Below are 16962 nucleotides of genomic sequence, written 5' to 3'. Positions count from 1 at the left end.
CATGTCTGCTCTGCGTCGCCTGCTGTGCGTCCTGATGCTGATGCTGTGCTGCGGCGCCGTTGCTGCCGACAGCTCCACCGCCCTGCCCCTGCCGGCGCCGGCGGCCACGCCGGCCGCGCCGCCCACCGCCAAACTGGTGGTGGCCAATCGCACCATTTTCATTTTCCGCACCGCGATGGCCGGCTTCACGCCGGACGACCGTGCCGAAGGCGCGCGCAAGCGGCTGGACGCGGTGCTCGCTAAAAACGGGCCACAGCAAGCTGGCATCCATCCGATCAACGAGGGTACGCAGGTGATGCTGGACGGGACGCTGCTCTTCCTTGTGACGCCGGCCGACATCAACCCGCTCGCCGGCGACACCACCGACAGCGTCGCCACCGAGAGCGCCGGGCAGCTGACCAAGGCGCTGGCCGAGCGCCGCGAGCAGGCCAGCCCGCGCTACCTTGCCATCGCCGTGGCGCTGTGCGCGGCGGCCACGCTGGCGTATGGCGTGGTGCTGCGCGGCCTGTCGCTGCTGCACCGCTGGGTCGGGCGGCGCACCACGATGGCCTTGAGCCGCCATCTCGGCCGCGTCAAGGTCAAGAACGTGCGCGTGCTCGATGCGGACAACTACGTGCGTTTCATGCGCAACCTGGTGAACCTGCTGATCTGGGCGCTGCGGCTGATCGCCACCTACCTGTGGCTGGCCTTCGTGCTGGGCAAGGTGCCGTACACGCGCAGTTGGGGCGAACGCCTGCAGGACTATCTGCTCGATGTGATCGGCGGCGTTGCCGCCAGCATTGTCAGCGCCCTGCCAGGGCTGGTGCTGGTGGCGGTGATCGTCGCCATCGCCCGGCTGGTGATGCTGACTTCAGGCTCGGTGTTCAAGCGCGTGGAGAGCGGCGAACTGCAGGTCGGCTGGCTCGATCAGGATACCGCCGTGCCGACGCGCCGCATAGCCAATGTGGTGATCTGGCTGTTTGCGCTGGCAATGGCCTACCCCTACCTGCCGGGCGCGCAGACGGCGGCGTTTCAGGGCTTGTCGGTGCTGGTCGGCCTGATGGTGTCGCTGGGCGCATCCAGCATTGTGGGCCAGGGCGCGGCCGGCTTGATCCTGATGTACGCCCGCACACTGCGCAAGGGCGAATATGTACGCATCGGCGAAGTGGAAGGCACGGTGATAGAGCTGGGCATGTTCGAGACGCGCTTGCGCACCGGCCTTGGCGAGGAGATCACCATGCCGAACGCCTGGGTGCTGTCCAACACCAGCAAGAATTTTTCGCGCGCCCATCCCGGCACCGGCTTTGTGCTGGACGCTACCGTGACCATCGGCTACGACACGCCGTGGCGCCAGGTGCACGCCATGCTGGAGATGGCGGCGCAGCGCACCGCCGATATCGCCGACACGCCCAAGCCGTATGTGGTGCAGGTGGCGCTGTCGGATTTCTATACGGAGTACCGGCTGGTGGCCTACGCCGGCGCCGAGTCGCCGCGCCAGCGCGCCGAGGTGCTGAACCAGCTGCACCAGAACATCATCGACATCTTCCACGAGTATGGCGTGCAGATTACATCGCCGCACTACATCCAGGAACCGGCGACCTCGCACGTGATCCCGAAAGAGAAATGGTACGCGGCGCCGGCCAAGGCGCCCGATAACCAACCGTAACGTGCCGCGGCCGATGTGGAAACTGGCTATAGTCGGCCCATGGGCAAAATCTACATCGGCATTTCCGGCTGGCGTTACCGGCCTTGGCGCGGCGTGTTCTATCCGGAAGGACTGGCGCAGTCGCGCGAACTGGAATTCGCGTCGCGCCAGCCGCCGTCCATAGAACTGAACGGATCGTTCTATTCCTTGCAACGGCCGTCCAGCTATGCCGCGTGGTACGCGGCCACGCCGCCGGGTTTTGTCTTCAGCCATAAGGGCAACCGGTATCTGACGCATATCTTGCGGCTGGGCGATGGCATCGAGCCGGCGCTGGCGAATGTGATGGCGTCCGGCGTGTTCGCGCTGAAGGAAAAGCTCGGTCCCTTCCTGTGGCAGCTGCCGCCGAATTTCCGCTTCGATGCCGGGCGGCTGGAACGGTTCTTTCAGCTTTTGCCGCGCGACCTGCATGATGCGCAGGCGCTGGCACGGCGGCATGAGCCGCGCATGAACGGCCGTGTCGCGCTCGACATCGACGCCAATCACAAGCTGCGCCACGCGCTGGAAATCCGCCACGAGAGTTTTAACGATCCGGCCTTTGTGGCGCTGCTGCGCAAGTACAAGGTGGCGCTGGTGGTGGCCGACACCGCCGGCAAATGGCCGGACTACGAGGACGTAACGGCGGATTTCATGTATATCCGCCTGCACGGCGCCGAGGAACTGTACGCCAGCGGCTACGACGACGCGGCGCTGGAGCATTGGGCTGCGCGCATCCGCGCCTGGGCCGGCGGCGGCCAGCCGGCAGGCGCCAGGCTGATTTCGGACCAGCCGCCGCCACGCCGCGCCAGCCGCGATATCTACTGCTACTTCGATAATGACATCAAGGTGCGCGCGCCCTTCGATGCGCAGAATCTGATGGCGCGGCTACGATAAAGGCGGCTTGCGGTCGCGCGCCACCGGCGGCAGGCGGTGCTTGAGCAGCCCGACGCGCTGCGAACGGTAAATGCCGCTATGGCCCGAGAACAGGTACGCCACCACGCATGCCAGCGCCGCGTAAGGCCCGATCTGCGGCCCGAATAATTCGATCGCCATGATGGTCGACGCCAGCGGCGTGTTGGCGGCGCCGGCGAACACCGCGACGAAGCCCAGCCCCGCCAGCAGCGCAAACGGCAGTTGCAGCAGCGGCGCCAGCGCATTGCCCAGCGTGGCGCCGATGTAGAACAGCGGCGTGACCTCGCCGCCTTTGAAGCCGCTGCCGAGGGACGCCACCGTGAACGCAAACTTGCCGAGGAAATCCCACGGCGCCACCGGCTGCCGGAACGCTTCCACGATGACCGGAATTCCCAGCCCGATGTAACGTGTGCCCAGCCACCAGACAGCCAGCGCCACCAGCGCGCCACCGATCATCGGCCGCAGCGGCGCGTAGGCTATGTGGCGCTTCATGAAGGCCGATGCGGCATGGGTGGATTTGGCGAAGGCCATGCCGGCCAGTCCGAAGACGACGCCGGCCACCAGCACGGCGGCGACGCTCCAGAAGCTGACCGGCACGATGGCGCTCATCGCGTAGTGCGTGTGATGCACGCCCCATGCCATGCCCACCTGGTCGGCGGCGATGGCTGCCACCATGCAGGGGAAGATGGCGTCGTAACGCAGGCGGCCGATGGCGAGCACCTCCAGTCCGAAGATGGCGCCGGCCAGCGGCGTGCCGAATACCGAGGCGAAACCGGCGCTGATGCCGGCCATGAGCACGATGCGGCGTTCGCTGTGGCGCAGGCGGAAGATGGGGGTGAGCTGGTCGGCCAGTGTGCCCCCCATCTGCACCGCCGTGCCTTCGCGCCCGACAGAGGCGCCGAACCAGTGCGATACCACGGTGCCGAGCAATACCAGGGGCGCCATGCGCAGCGGGACGACGTTTTTTGGATCGTGAATTTCATCGATCAGCAGGTTGTTGCCGGCTTCGACGCTGCTGCCGAGTTTCAGGTAAATCCAGCCGACCGCGAAGCCGGCCAGCGGCAACAGCCAAATGATGGCGGGATGCGTTTCGCGCCAGTTGGTCGCCCAGTCCAGCGCGAACAGGAAGAATGCCGAGGCGGTGCCGCTGAGCACCGCGATGAGGCCGGCGAGCAGCGTCCATTTGCCGATGTAGGGCAACAGCAGCAGCGGCTCGGGGTAGCGGAATGGCTTGGTCATGGAACTTTCCATACTAGCAAATCTGCCGGGATGGATCAAATCTCGTGTGGCTAGGCCTGACTCTTTTCCAGCCCGCCATTGCAAATATCGCTCATCAAGGGGAAGATTTCACGCCACCGTCATGCTGCGACTGGCGGCGCTGCTGGCCAGGGCTTACCCCGGTTAGTGATGATGGTGCATATCGCCGTCCCGCTTTACCTCCACCGGGGTTGACGGTTTGGATGGCGCCGCGTCAGGCGCGTGCGGCGCGGCCGGAAGCTCGCCGTTCCACTCGCGCGCCACCGTGCCTGCCGGATGCTGGTACCAGCCAGGGTCCTTGTAATCATTGCGCGCCAGTCCTTCCCTCACCTTCAGCACCGTGAACATGCCCCCCATGTCCAACCCGCCGAACGGGCCGGTCCCGGTCATCATCGGCAGCGTGTTCTCCGGCAGCGGCATCTTCATGTCGCCCATCGCACCGCCCTTGTCGCCCATGACCATATAACCGGGCACCAGGTTATTGATCTTCTGCGCCACGCCGGAATGATCGACACCGATCATGGTCGGCACATCATGCCCCATCGCGTTCATCGTGTGATGCGACTTATGGCAATGGAAAGCCCAATCCCCCGGCTCATCGGCGATGAACTCGATCGCCCGCATCTGCCCCACCGCGATATCGGTCGTCACCTCCGGCCAGCGCGCCGACGGCCGCACCCAACCGCCATCGGTCCCCGTCACCTCGAACGTATGGCCATGGATATGCACCGGATGATTGGTCATCGTCAGATTCCCCACCCGGATCCGCACCCGGTCATTCTTGCGCACCACCATAGGATCGATGCCAGGGAAGGCGCGGCTGTTAAACGTCCACAGATTGAAGTCCGTCATCGTATTGATCTTCGGCGTATAGCTGCCCGGATCGATATCATAGGCATTCAGCAGAAACACGAAATCCCTGTCCACCGCGTGCAGCTTCGGATCGCGTGGATGCGTCACCCAAAAGCCCATCATCCCCATCGCCATCTGCGCCATCTCATCCGCATGCGGATGATACATAAAGGTGCCGGCGTTCCTGGCGACGAATTCGTACACAAACGTCTTCCCCGGCGGTATGCCAGGCTGCGTCAGGCCGGTCACGCCATCCATGCCGTTCGGCAGGCGCTGACCATGCCAATGCACGCTGGTATGCTCGGGCAGCTTGTTGGTGACGAAGATACGCACCCGGTCGCCCTCCACCACCTCGATGGTCGGGCCGGGACTCTGGCCGTTATAGCCCCACAGGTTGGCCGTCATGCCGGGCGCGATCTCACGCACCACCGGCTCCGCCACCAGGTGAAACTCCTTGACGCCATCCTTCATCCGCCAGGGCAGCGTCCAGCCGTTCAGCGTAACCACCGGGTTATATGGACGCCCGTTCGGCGGCGCCGCCGGCGGCACCGTGGCGGCCGACGAATGCACATGCGCCTCCGGCAGCGACGCCGCCCCGACCTTGCTCACCATGCCGGCGCCGATCAAGGCTGCGCCACTCAGGAAAGATCTGCGGTTGGTCATGGCTGTACTCCCTTATTGGTTGGCAGGCGGCCGCCCAGCGCGGCCTCCAGATTGGCTTGCGCGGTCCAGTAGTCCTTCAACGCGCCGATGTAGCCGCTAACGGCGGCGGCCTGCTCGCGCGCATCGGCCAGCAGTTCGAAGACGCTCATCAGCATGCCGTTGTAGCGCAACAGCGTCTGGTCCGAAATCTGCTTGCGCAGCGGGACCACATGATCGCGGTAATGCCGCGCCAGGTCATACGATGCGCGGTAATCGGCATAGCTCTCGCGCGCCTCGCTGCGCGCATCGACAGCTGCTTGCGCCAGCAGATTCACCGATTGCATATACGTCGCCTCGGCCCGCGCCACGCGCGCCGAGCCCCAGTCAAACAATGGAATTTCCAGCGAAATTTCATAGCCGCGCGTGGCCGTGCCACCTTCGGTATTGCGCACCGCACCCAAATCCAGCACGTTGATGAAGCGCGTGGTGCGCGTCAAGCCCAGCGTGGCCGCAGTCTGCTCGGTATCGAGCTTTGCGGCCTGAATGTCCAGCCGTTCGCTGACGGCGGCCTGCTCGACATCCGCCAGTTCCCGCGGCGCCGCCGGCAAGTCCGGCAGATGATCCGGCAAGCGATACTTTGCCGCCTGTTCGCCGCCGAGGCCCAGCAAACGTGTCAGCTTCTCGCGCGCCGCCACGGCGGCCTTCCGTGCATGCGTCAGATCGGCCACCGTCTGCGCGTGGTAAGCCTGCTCGCGCGCCTGATCCAGCGCACTCCAATTGCCCGCCTTGCGCATGCGCTCCGCCAGTTCGGCGCTGGCCTGCGCCGAGGCCTCGACCTGACCGGCGTAATCGGCCGTCTGCGCGGCCGCTACCGCGTCCACCCATGCGCGGCGCGTATCGGTTGCGACCTTCAGTGCCGCATTTGCCACCAGCAGCCTGGTTTGCTCAAAGCGCCGGCCTTCGATGCGGCTGGCCATTGGCGCCGTAATCAGGCTGACCAGATTGAAAGTCAGCGTGCGCTCATAGCCTACCTCACCACCGCCATGACTACGTTTAAAGTCGAACACCGGGTTTTGCAGGCGGCCAGCCTGCACCAGGTCTGCTTCGGCCACGCCAAGCGACCAGTAGCTCGCCTGCAGCGCGCGATTGTTCAGCAGCGCGACCTGCACCGCATCATCCGCAGCCAGCGGCTGCTCCAGTTTTTTGTTGATGACGGCGTCCAGCGCGCGCGCGTCATCCTCGTTACGCGGCAAGCGCCCCTCGACGCTGGCGCGCATGCCTGTGCGTTGCTCGCTGACGCCGGCGGCGGCGCCAAAGCCGGCGTCGCCGGACAGCGACGCGCAGCCGCTCAACAGCAGCACCAGGCCGGCGCCGCTGGCGAATTTATACAGAGAAGTCATGTCCTCTACCTCAAAAAATCGATGAAAACCCAGCTCGCGAACGGAGCTGTCGTGTGATCAGGCGAAGCTGCCTTGAGGAGGACGTTCAGGATTGGCCAGGTAGACCGCCGGCAGGAAGCCGGAATAGAAAGAAATCGGGCGCGAGGCGATTGGCAAGCCGGGAGGCGCCACCTGCACCGCCAGCACCGGCGCCACCGCCACGCAGCACGCCGAGCCGCCGCACTTCATGCTGGTGTGGGAAGACGATGCGCCATCGTCGGACGAGGCGCGCGCAGAACTGGAGTTGTCCATGGCCGCCATCATGGCCGCGTGATCGTGCGGCCATGATGGCATGACCATCGCAGCGTGACTGGCTTGCGCCGGCGCCGGTGCGGCGCACAGCATCATCCGGGCCGCCGCGTACCCTTGGTACGGGAGCGCCAGCATCACCAGCCACACAACGATGGATCGGAACAGGACAGTCATGCCGCAATGTTATCACAAGCGGCAGCCGCCCATTCTGAGGCCGGACTTAATCCTGCCTGGCGGTACGGCCGATGTTCTCTTCCATGTTAGCCAGGTACCACGTCAGCGAGGTCATGACCGCCACGTGGCGCTTCAGTTCCAGCGGGCTGACCTTGTCCAGCGTGTCGGCCGGCGTGTGGTGATAGCTGAAGTACGAGCTGGCGTCCACCAGCGGCATGAACACCGGCACGCCGGCGCGCTCCAGCGGGCCGGTATCGGCCGCACCGGCGTAGTCGCGGCGCTCGAAGATGCCGGCGCCGATCGGCTGCAGTGCGTTCTTGAGCGGCGCGAAATACTTCACCATCGGCGGCGTTACGCTGCCGATAAAGCCGAACGGACGGCCGCCGCCGCTGTCCGACTCAATCGCGGCGAAGTGCTTTTCCAGCCTGGCCTTGTTATTCTCGAAGTAGGTCTTGCCGCCCTGGGTGCCGTTTTCCTCGTTCATCCACGCGATCACGCGGATGGTGCGGCGCGGCTTCAGTTTCAGCTTGTTCAGCGTATCGATCACGCCCATGGCGCCGACCACGCCGGTGCCGTCATCGTGGGCGCCGGTGGCCAGGTCCCACGAATCCAGGTGGCCGGACACGATCACCACCTCGTCCGCCTTGTCGGTGCCCGGCAGGTCGGCGATAACATTGAAGCTGTCGGCGTCCGGCAGGTTTTGCGGCGTCAGCGTCAGGTGCATTTTCAGCGGACCGCGCGCCGACAGGCGGCCGATCAGCATCGCATCTTCCGCCGTCACAGCGGCGGCGGGAATGCGCGCACCATCCGTCAATACAGTCATGCCGGTATGCGGGATGCGGTAATTGGCGCCGCCCACGGAGCGCACCAGCGCGGCCACCGCGCCAAGTTCAGCGGCGGCCTTCGGGCCTTGCGTGCGATAGCGCGAGCCGGCGCCATAGGCCGGGCCGGCGTGGCCGCGATCCGCCATCTCCTGGTCGAAGGCGACGTCGAACAGCACAATCGCGCCTTTCACCTGCGCGGCCTTGGACTTCAGCTCATCGAAATTCCGCACCACGATCACCGGCGCGGTCAGGCCGGCGGCCGGGGTGGCGCCGGAGCCACCCAGTGCGCTCAGCACCACTTTCTGCGTAATGCCGGCCGGACGGCCCGTGTATTCAACCAGTTCCGCCTTCTCTTCACCGCGCACCCAGTGCGGCACCTTGACCGGCTCCAGCGTCACCTTGGCGCCCAGCTTGCGCATGGCCGCCGCCACCTGCTCCACCGCCGCCGCCGCACCCGCAGAGCCGGACAGGCGCGGGCCGACCAGGTCGGTCAGGTCGGCAAGGCGCTCGTAGGCCCAGTCACTCTTCATCGCGCTGTCGCGGATCTGGTCCAGCGTAGCGGAATCATTGGGCGCGGCGATGGCGCCGATGCTCAGCAGGCTGCTGGCCAGGACGGTCAGCGACAGGGATTTCTTGATGACGGATTTCATGCGGTTCCTGTGTTGAGATGAAGTTAGTCTTAAACGATAACCCAACATGACGCAATTGTCATCATGTTGATTTGCTATCCCGCTTGCTCTACCATGTAGGCTCACTCTCCGGGGAAAAGCGCCTATGCTCAAGGGTCAACTCTGCACCGTCCGCCATCTGGTGACCGCCGATCTGAACACCTTCATCGCGCTGGCCAACGACCTGCCCTCGCGCGGCGACTATTTCTCGGCCCACTTCAAATCGCCGGAGACGCTGCGCAAGGAGTTCTTGCAGAACAGCTTCGTTACCGAGGACAGCGAGCTGTTTATCATCGAGGACGCGCTGCACCACCTTGTCGGCGTCATCACCCACTTCAAAAGCCGCACGCCGGTATCGCGCGAAATCGGCTACCGCCTGTTCGACACCACACTGGCCGGCAAGGGATATGTAACAGAGGCTTGCCGGCTGCTGGTCGATTATTTGTTCAATGTGCACTCGTACCACCGGCTTGAACTTTTGACAGCGCCGGAGAACGCGGCCTCGGTCCGCATCGCGCAGAAATGCGGCTTTCAAGCCGAAGGCACGCTGCGCCAGTCGTTCTTCATCAACGGTCGTTACCAGGATGTGACGGTATTCGGCCTGCTGCGGCCGGAGTGGGAAGCACGGCGTCTTTGAATGTATCTCAAATTGTTACAAGCCATTACCGGCAAGGCTGGTTTGTAAGCATCTGTATAAGACATGGCATTTCCCTGTCCAGGATTTATAGTGGAGTCACTGGCTTACGAATCATTCCGATCCGGTGCCATCGCAAGGGGATTACCATGTTGAGCAAAAAATTATTGGGTGTAGCGTTACTGGCCACTGCAGCGGTATCGTCGTCGGTTTTCGCCAGCGACCGTGATTTCAACACGGTGGCCGGCGCCGTCGTCGGCGCAGCGATCGGCAATAGCACCGGCGGCCGTGACGGCGCAATCGTCGGCGGCCTGGTTGGCGCGGCCGTGGGCAACAGCATCCGCACCTCGGATGACCGCTACTATCGCGGCGGCCGTAGCGATTACGTCGAAACCCGCGTCTACACGCAGCCGGCGCCGGTCTACTACGAGCGCCCTGCCCCTGTGTACTATGAGCGCCCGGCGCCTGTGTACTATGCACCGCCGCCACGCTACTACGCGCCGCCGCCTCGCGTGGTCTACGTTGAGCCACCACGCCCGTACTACCGCGAATACCGTCACGAGCATCGCCACCGCGACCGCTGGGATCGTTAATAATAGTAGTTAGTCCACAAGCCCCGGCACACCGCCGGGGCTTTTTTCATGGTCCCTCCGCTAGCGTCTTGCGACGGGGGAATCATGACAACAGCAGAACGCAATCATCGCTTTGGAATTGGGCCACTACCGGCTGCGCGAGCAGATCGGCGGTTCGGCGTATGGCGTCATCTGGCGCGCCAGCGGACCGCAAGCAACGCGCGACGTCGCCATCAAGTTAATCAACCAGGAACAGATGGCGCGCGCGCTACCCGCCCAGCGGGAACGCTGGACCGCCAGCGCGCATAACGAGATCGCTTTCCTGCAATCGCTGGAGCCGTGGGACGAGCGGCATATCGTGCGCCTGCTCGACAGCGGCTGGCACGAGGGACTGCCGGTGCTGGCGCTGGAACTGATGGGTACCGATCTGGGCAAGCACATGATCGCGCTGAAGGGGCGCGGCGACACCGTTCCGCTGGCGCAGGCGCTGGGCTGGGTCGCGCAGATCAATCAGGCGCTGGCCAAGGTGCACCAATATGGCTGGCGATACCTGGACCTGAAACCGGCAAATGTGCTGCTCGATGCTGATTCGCACACCGTCAAGCTGGCGGACTTCGGCACCAACCGCGCATTGGGCAGCGTGCAAGCGCACTCCTACGCCGGCACCGCCAACTGGCAGGCGCCCGAACAATTCTTCCCCGCAGAAGGTGGCGGCTATGCCACCGGGCCGCGCAGCGACTACTTTTCGCTGGGCGCGATGTTGTATTTCCTGGTTACCGGCGGCACGCCGCTGCGCTTTTGCGTCGATTGCGGCCTGGCGTACCGGGAACACCATGTCGCCGGCGCCGACGCGCTGCGCGGGCGGCATGGCGGCGAAGTCCCATCCGCGCTGCATGCCGACGAGGAGGAGCGCTACACCGCTACCATGCCCGCCAACAAGCGTGATCCGGCGCTGGAACTGCTGCGCGCACTGCTCCATACCGATCCAGCCCAGCGCCCGCGGCATGCGATCCAGATCAGCCGCATGCTGAACGCGCTACAAGACGTGAAACCCGCGCGCGCGGAATTCGATGCGGCCGATCCCGCCTTGGGCATGCACCGGCCTACGGCGTTCAATGGCTGGCAAGCCATGCGGGCGGCATGATGGCGGCTCTCACGTCGCGCACCATACCGCGCAATGCGCCACATCGCCTGATACTGCGGCCTTCCATCGGCAAGCGGCTGGGCGACTGGCTGATAACGGCGATCATCGGTGCCCTGCATGCTTTGGCGCTTGCCGCACGCCGTAACCTTGGGCTGGCGGTGACGCTGGCCGCACTGACTGGCCTGTGCGGATTGCAGGCGCTGGCTTTGCTTCGCGCACCCGCCATGTGGCTTCCATCCGCCATTACGGTAACGCTTCCCGCTGGCGGCAGCATTGCGCTTGGCCAGCGCGAGTTGGCGGCGCCGCAAACGGACCGCCAGCACCTGGCCTTGCGGCGCGATGCGAGCGGCGGCTGGATGGTGCGCAATCTGAGCGCCACGAAACAGCTGATGCTGATGCGCGAGGCAGCCGATCAGCGCATGGGTAGCATGGACGTGCAAGGCATGCGGGCCTTTCAGATCGATGGTGAGGTTTTCGAGGTGCGAGACAGCAGCGGACGCGAAGTTGACTTCATGCGTGAGGGCCATCAGTGGCGCTATGACGGCGCGGTACTGTGGCGCGACGGTCGCCAGCAGCCCGCCTGCCCGGATGCGCGCCTCTCCACACGTGCGCTGGCATTGTGGAATCGCGCCATGCCATCGGCACTGACGATTGCGCGCCCGTTGAGCTTTGGCGGCAATCTGTATTGCGACAATCGCCTTGGGCTGGCGCAGGTGACATATGGCGCCGCACAGATGGCTCGCGTGAATGGCAACTTGCAGCTATCGGCCGGCAATCCGGATGGTGATCGCGCGGCGGTGCTGGTGACTGGCGCCGTCGGGCAAACTGACCTGCGCAAGCAGGAAGTCCCGCTGGCCGGTGTGCATGCCTTGGTTGTTGGGCATACGCGCTTCTCCCTGGCGATCAGCGAGGATCGACTGACGCTGCAACCCAGCCGTCGCGTGAAGCTATTCAACGAGCCTGAGTTAAAGCTGCCGTCCCAAATCACCTGGCAATGGCAGCAGCGCTCCTTGTGGAGCGGCGCCCACGCGGACGCGGTCTGGATCGGCCTGGCCATCTTCGCCGTCGGTCTCGCAGCCTGCGCGGCTTTCACGCCGCCCGCATGGACGGATACCAACGGCGCCGCCTCGGCACGCCGCGCAGCCAGCACACGGCAGGCCGGCACGGCGCAACACTGGACCTCGCGCGTCGCGCGGGGCGGCGCCTGGCTGTCGGCGCTCGCCATGCTGGCCATTGGACTAATGACACTGGTGTCGCAACGCGCGGGCCATCCGCCAGGCGCCGCCTGCTCGTTGACCATGGGCGCCGGCGCCCTGCTGCTATGGCTTGCGTTGCCGGGACGCTTGACGCTGGCGACAGCCGCAGGCGCCATCCTGCTCGCCGCCGGATTGCTGGCACAACTGGAACTCGGCCTCGCCGCGCCGGAATCGTCCTGGCTACGCTTCTACCAGAAAAGCGCGTCCCTGCTTGCCATCGGCGCGGGACTTGGAGCCATGCTGCGGCTCTGGACACAACGCCAGGCCGAGCGTGGCGTCCACCTGCCACAACGCAGCATCGAATGGCTGCTCGCGCTGTTCGCAGCCATTGCGCTGGCCGCACTAGCTGCCCAGGTGCTGTGGGGCGACGAAACCGGCGTCTTCGACCTGCAACCGGTCGAACTGGCAAAGCTCGCGCTGACCGCCCTTACCGCCCATTGCCTGGCGCTGCGCTTCAACTGGCACAACGGCCCGCAACGACTCACCAACCAGGGCGCGCGCTGGCTGCAACTGATCGCCCCAGCCCTGCTGTTCCTCGCCCTGCTCGGCCTCGCGCTGGTGCAAGTGGACGATTTTTCGCCCTTGATCCTGCTGCTGGTGTGGAGCGCCGGCATGGGGCTCGCCTACGCCCTCGCCGCCGGCAACCGTTTGCTGGCCGCGCTGCTGACCATCGCCGCGCTGCTGGCCGTCGCCGCCATCGCCTACCTGCGCCTGTCCGGCACCGATGAGCTGATACGCTGGGGCTTCTACGCCGAACGCTTCCTGGTCTGGCTCAACCCGTCCGAGCACCCGCACACCGGCCAGCAGTTGCTGCTGGGGGCGCGCGCGGTTGGCGAAGGCGGCTGGTTCGGCGCGGATCACTGGCTCGGCCTGCGCGCCCTCGGACAGGGCGCGGGCAACGTCACCGGCATTCCGGCGGTGCAGGACGACTTTGCCGCATCATTCTTCCTCAATCGTCACGGCCTGCTGGGCGGCTTGCTGCTATGGACCGTGCAAGCGGCCTTCCTCGCCGGGATCATGCTGGCCGCCGTGCACTGCTATCGCAGCGGCACGCAAGCGCGCAACTTCCGCCACGCGTGGCTGGGCCGCTTCCGCTACTTCGCACTATGCGGCGGGGCCGCCTTCGTGCTGGCGCACTTCCTGCTGTCGTGGGGGACCAATCTGGCGATCTTCCCCATCATGGGCCAGCCGATGAGTTTTCTGTCCGCCGGCGGCAGCCACCTGCTGTTTTTCCTGTGCCCCCTGCTTACCTTCGTTGCGATATCTACTGAAGGAGTCTGAATCATGCCGACCTATGTTCAACACGCCGTCCTGGGACGCATTCCGGACGTATTCAACGCCGAGGCGATCTGGCAGGCGCCCGGCCTGTCGCTGTTTTCGCGCCGCCCCTGCTGCGCGACCTGCTGGAACGCAGCCCGCGCGAACACAAAGGCCGCGCCGCCACCCGCTGCTTCTCGCATGTAACGCTGATGCTGCCGCAGGAGGAAGTCGACGACGACTACCACCTGACCCGTGGCGCCCGCGCGCGCGATCTGGCGCAGACCTTGACCGCACTGCACCAGAAAGACTTCGGCGACCTGCTGGGCAGCGACCAGGTGCGCTACGACGTGGTCGGCGCCGAGTCGCTGGCGCCCGGCGAAATCGAAGTCAAATTCGGCCACGCTGTGTACTTGCCTGCGCCTGACGAGAAAATTCTCTATCACGTCAACGTCTCGCGCGACAGCGCCATCTGGCACCCGGCATGCCCGATCTATCCTAGCCAGCGCCTGGCGCTGATCGGCGACGAGGGCGGCGAAAACAGCGCGGTCGCCCAGGGCTGGCCCTTTGGCCCGGATGCGGCGCTGCTGATCCTCAATGATGGCCCCGACGCGCCGCCCGTACTGCAAATGCGCCCCAAGGACGCCTTCGATTGCCGCTATGATCCACGCAGCGGCTACTACACCATCAAGTCTCTGCGCGAGCCGCAAGGCGGGCAACGGCTGCTGGTAAAAATCGCCCGGACCTCTGCCTTCCCCGCGCGCCTGCGGCAGTACAACGACGCGGCCAGCGCGGCGCCCGTCGCGGCCAGCAATCCGGCAGTATGGCAAAACCGTGCCACCTCCGCGCCGCCAGGCCAGCACGCCGCCACGCCCGCCCCCAGCACCTCCGCGCGCAGCGTTGGCGGCGCGCCGGCGACACAAAGCCCGGCGGGCGCGATAGACCTGACCGCCGTGCCGGCAGCCGCCAGCCACAAGCCCGCCAACCGCAGCGGCGAGAGCGACGCGACCTACGCGCCGGTGTCGCAGCAGCGTGTATCACTGGTCGCACTGGCCTTGCCACGCCTGAGCCGATACCGCGATACCGGCGCGCAGTCGCTGGAGCTACCGTTTGACCGCGCGCTGTCGCTGTCCATCGCCGGGCAGCCGGCGATTACATTGGCTGTCGACGCGGCGGACGATTTGTACGCCTGCACGCCAGAAGGCCGCCAACGCATCGAAGCTCCCGCCACCTTCTCCCCGGTAGATGCCCGCGCCCTGCGCCTGCTGCCGGCAGCGGCCGAGATGGCGGACCGCTACCGCGCCATCATCTGCCTCGCGCAGCCTGTCAGCGCCGGCGTGGCGGGTGGCGTGCGCTTTTCCTTCGGCCGGAATTCGCCGATGCTGGCGGCCTTGCGCCTGCTCGATTCGCCGCGCTTTATCAAACGCGCCGATGGCGCCTGCACGGCCAGCGCGGACCGCATAGGCTTGTCGCGCAACGCCTTCAGCTTCGAGGCGGCGGGCAAGGGTTACACGATCGTGCGTCAAAGTGCGACGCAGGCGCTGTATCACCTCGACGACAAGCTGCAATTCATCGCCAGCATCGGCGATGCGCCCTACCCGCTGCCGCATGGCCATCACCTTGTGGCCGGCCACTACGTGCTGCGCTTCGAGGCCTGAGCCATCATGGAGGCCGTTAAACTCCACGCCGTCGCCGCCTTTGCGGCAGGCTTGATAGTGACGCTGTTCCTGGCCGCGCATCTGACGCCGCGCGCCTGGTGGCGGCGCCCGAACGCGCGTGCGCTATTCATCATGGTGGCCGGCGCCTGGGGCTTCGGCAGCCTGATACTGTACGCGACGCACGGCCAGCCCGCGGTCGCCGCGGAGCCGGCGGCAGCGGTGTCAGCGGTGGCAGGTCAGGCCGAAGCCGGAAGTGAAACGTCCGCACCGGCGGCATGCGCCAACGCCATTGCGCCGCAAGCCGGCCAACCGTTCCGAGTCCACCGCGATCTGAACCTGCGCGCAGCTCCCGGTGTGAGCGCGGCGCGCATCGCCATTGTGCCGGCCGGCGCGGACGTGATTCCCACCGGTGCGTGCGACGGCGACTGGTGGCAAATCAAAACCATCCTCGACGACACCGTCAGCGCCGGCTGGGTCAGCAGCCTGTGGCTGCGCCGGAGCGGCGAATGACCGACACGCCAGCCACCGCGAGCAGCATTTTTTCAGCTAAGCTGTGGCCTTTCGCATCCCGCGCCGCGGCGCCCGCAACGATGACACGCATCACCGACCAACTTCACTTCGGACCCGCGCTGGACGTCGCCGCGCGCAGCGCCGCCAGCATCAGCAAGCTGCAGGCGCCGGAAAATCAGGACAACCTGCTGATCATCGATGCCGACGGCCGTGCCGTCCTGCTGCGCGACCAGCAACCGCACGCCACCAGCATCGCCGGCTGGCCGCAGGGCCACGTGCGGCTGGCGGTCCTCGACGGCATGGGCGGCCACGGGCACGGACGGCAGGCGGCGGAAGCGGTGGCCGCCGGCCTGCTGCGCATTCCAGCCTGCGCCACGCAGGAAGAACTCAACACGCGGCTGGACCTGCTGCACCATGAACTGCAAGCACGCTTCAGCCATCCCGACGATCACGACACCTTCCGCCGCCCCGGCACCACGCTCACGCTACTGGAACTGCCGCCCGGCCGCGCGCCGCTGCTGTTCCACACCGGCGACTCGCGCCTGTACGAAATCACGCAGCGCGGCGCCACGCCGCTGACGGTCGATCACGTCCCCGCCACCGCCTTCGCCATGCACGGACTGCTGGGCGAACAGGAATGGCGCCAGCAAGTGCACGGCGAGCACCGGCCGCAAATCTCGCAGGCCTACATCCTCGGCAACGCCTTCGCCAATCCGCAGGTTCTCGACGACGGCCTGCTGCCGCTGGACGCAACCAACCTGCCGCCATTCTTGCGCCACCTGCCCGACCGCCGCGCCCTGACCGTGCGCGCCGACGCTACCTATCTGCTAGCCACGGACGGATTCTGGTCCTGCGGCCGCCCGCTGCCGTGGATAGACCGCTGGCCGGCGCTGTTCGCGCAGCCGTCCGCCGGCGCGGCGCTCGACGCGCTGTTCGAGGACTACGCCAGCAAGCCGCCGCCGCAACTCCACATCGACAACCTGAGCGCCATCGCCATCCGCTTCGCATCGGCACGGAACCCCGGCAATGTTGACGAAACAGCACTACCCACGGCAGCAATTTCGTCTCATTTTTGATACCCGCACAGGCGACGTCAAAAATCGGTTGCAAAGTTTGCCAAACAGCGCGGAAACCGCATAAACTGACGGGTATCCCATCGGTCGGTTTGTCATGAAAAAATGCAGTAATGCCCAGCACCCGCATTGCACCTTCTGGGTCTTGTCCGGAGCGCAAACTTGCGAAGGCGGCCAC

The 16962-nt window shown here is 65.6% G+C and carries 15 protein-coding genes; 10 read left to right on the top strand and 5 right to left on the bottom strand.

From position 1 onward, the window contains the following. Position 1: 1 nt before the first annotated feature. Positions 2-1645 (top strand): mechanosensitive ion channel family protein, encoded by a 1644-nt coding sequence (locus ACRQ5J_RS13155; RefSeq protein ID WP_432377376.1) that lies wholly within the window; start codon positions 2-4, stop codon positions 1643-1645. A 39-nt stretch (positions 1646-1684) separates the two neighbouring features. Next, the gene (locus tag ACRQ5J_RS13150) at positions 1685-2554 is read left to right on the top strand and encodes a DUF72 domain-containing protein (RefSeq protein ID WP_432377375.1); all 870 of its coding nucleotides are present in this window, start codon (positions 1685-1687) and stop codon (positions 2552-2554) included. Here ACRQ5J_RS13150 and ACRQ5J_RS13145 read toward each other — a convergent pair. The 5 genes from ACRQ5J_RS13145 to ACRQ5J_RS13125 form a co-directional block, all read right to left on the bottom strand. Beyond that, positions 2546-3811 carry a voltage-gated chloride channel family protein gene (locus ACRQ5J_RS13145; RefSeq protein WP_432377374.1) on the bottom strand — a complete coding sequence of 422 codons (1266 nt, stop codon included), beginning with the start codon at positions 3809-3811 and terminating at the stop codon, positions 2546-2548. The genes ACRQ5J_RS13150 and ACRQ5J_RS13145 overlap by 9 nt on opposite strands. 162 nt (positions 3812-3973) lie before the next feature. Next, entirely contained in the window at positions 3974-5344 is a 1371-nt protein-coding gene (locus ACRQ5J_RS13140) for a multicopper oxidase family protein (RefSeq protein WP_432377373.1), read from the bottom strand. Further along, on the bottom strand, positions 5341-6723 hold the full coding sequence (locus ACRQ5J_RS13135; RefSeq protein WP_432377372.1) for a TolC family protein: 1383 nt from the start codon (positions 6721-6723) through the stop codon (positions 5341-5343). Before ACRQ5J_RS13135 ends, ACRQ5J_RS13140 begins: the two co-directional genes overlap by 4 nt. A 57-nt stretch (positions 6724-6780) precedes the next feature. Beyond that, positions 6781-7188 carry a hypothetical protein gene (locus ACRQ5J_RS13130; protein ID WP_432377371.1) on the bottom strand — a complete coding sequence of 136 codons (408 nt, stop codon included), beginning with the start codon at positions 7186-7188 and terminating at the stop codon, positions 6781-6783. 46 nt (positions 7189-7234) lie between these two features. Further along, entirely contained in the window at positions 7235-8662 is a 1428-nt protein-coding gene (locus ACRQ5J_RS13125; protein ID WP_432377370.1) for a M20/M25/M40 family metallo-hydrolase, read from the bottom strand. A 124-nt stretch (positions 8663-8786) separates the two neighbouring features. Here ACRQ5J_RS13125 and ACRQ5J_RS13120 point away from each other — a divergent pair, with 124 nt between their 5' ends. The 8 genes from ACRQ5J_RS13120 (at position 8787) to ACRQ5J_RS13085 (ending at position 16787) form a co-directional block, all read left to right on the top strand. Beyond that, positions 8787-9317 carry a GNAT family N-acetyltransferase gene (locus ACRQ5J_RS13120; protein ID WP_432377369.1) on the top strand — a complete coding sequence of 177 codons (531 nt, stop codon included), beginning with the start codon at positions 8787-8789 and terminating at the stop codon, positions 9315-9317. Positions 9318-9463: 146 nt separating this feature from the next. Further along, entirely contained in the window at positions 9464-9907 is a 444-nt protein-coding gene (locus ACRQ5J_RS13115; RefSeq protein WP_432377368.1) for a glycine zipper domain-containing protein, read from the top strand. Positions 9908-10019: 112 nt separating this feature from the next. Then, positions 10020-11030 (top strand): serine/threonine-protein kinase, encoded by a 1011-nt coding sequence (locus ACRQ5J_RS13110; protein ID WP_432377367.1) that lies wholly within the window; start codon positions 10020-10022, stop codon positions 11028-11030. Beyond that, positions 11027-13567 carry an FtsW/RodA/SpoVE family cell cycle protein gene (locus ACRQ5J_RS13105; protein WP_432377366.1) on the top strand — a complete coding sequence of 847 codons (2541 nt, stop codon included), beginning with the start codon at positions 11027-11029 and terminating at the stop codon, positions 13565-13567. Before ACRQ5J_RS13110 ends, ACRQ5J_RS13105 begins: the two co-directional genes overlap by 4 nt. Positions 13568-13570: 3 nt before the next feature. Beyond that, positions 13571-13750 (top strand): hypothetical protein, encoded by a 180-nt coding sequence (locus ACRQ5J_RS13100; protein WP_432377365.1) that lies wholly within the window; start codon positions 13571-13573, stop codon positions 13748-13750. 5 nt (positions 13751-13755) lie between these two features. After that, positions 13756-15201 (top strand): hypothetical protein, encoded by a 1446-nt coding sequence (locus tag ACRQ5J_RS13095; RefSeq protein ID WP_432377364.1) that lies wholly within the window; start codon positions 13756-13758, stop codon positions 15199-15201. A gap of 6 nt (positions 15202-15207) precedes the next feature. Continuing rightward, positions 15208-15711, top strand: a complete 504-nt coding sequence (locus ACRQ5J_RS13090) for an SH3 domain-containing protein (RefSeq protein WP_432377363.1) — start codon at positions 15208-15210, stop codon at positions 15709-15711. A gap of 80 nt (positions 15712-15791) precedes the next feature. Beyond that, positions 15792-16787, top strand: coding sequence for a PP2C family protein-serine/threonine phosphatase (locus ACRQ5J_RS13085; RefSeq protein WP_432377362.1), 996 nt, complete (start codon positions 15792-15794; stop codon positions 16785-16787). Positions 16788-16962 lie beyond the last annotated feature (175 nt).

The organism is Duganella sp. P38 (assembly GCF_050859475.1).
GTDB lineage: Bacteria > Pseudomonadota > Gammaproteobacteria > Burkholderiales > Burkholderiaceae_D > Rugamonas.
The sequence above is the reverse complement of the archived record's forward strand: the minus strand, read 5'-3'. Positions and strand labels throughout refer to the sequence as shown.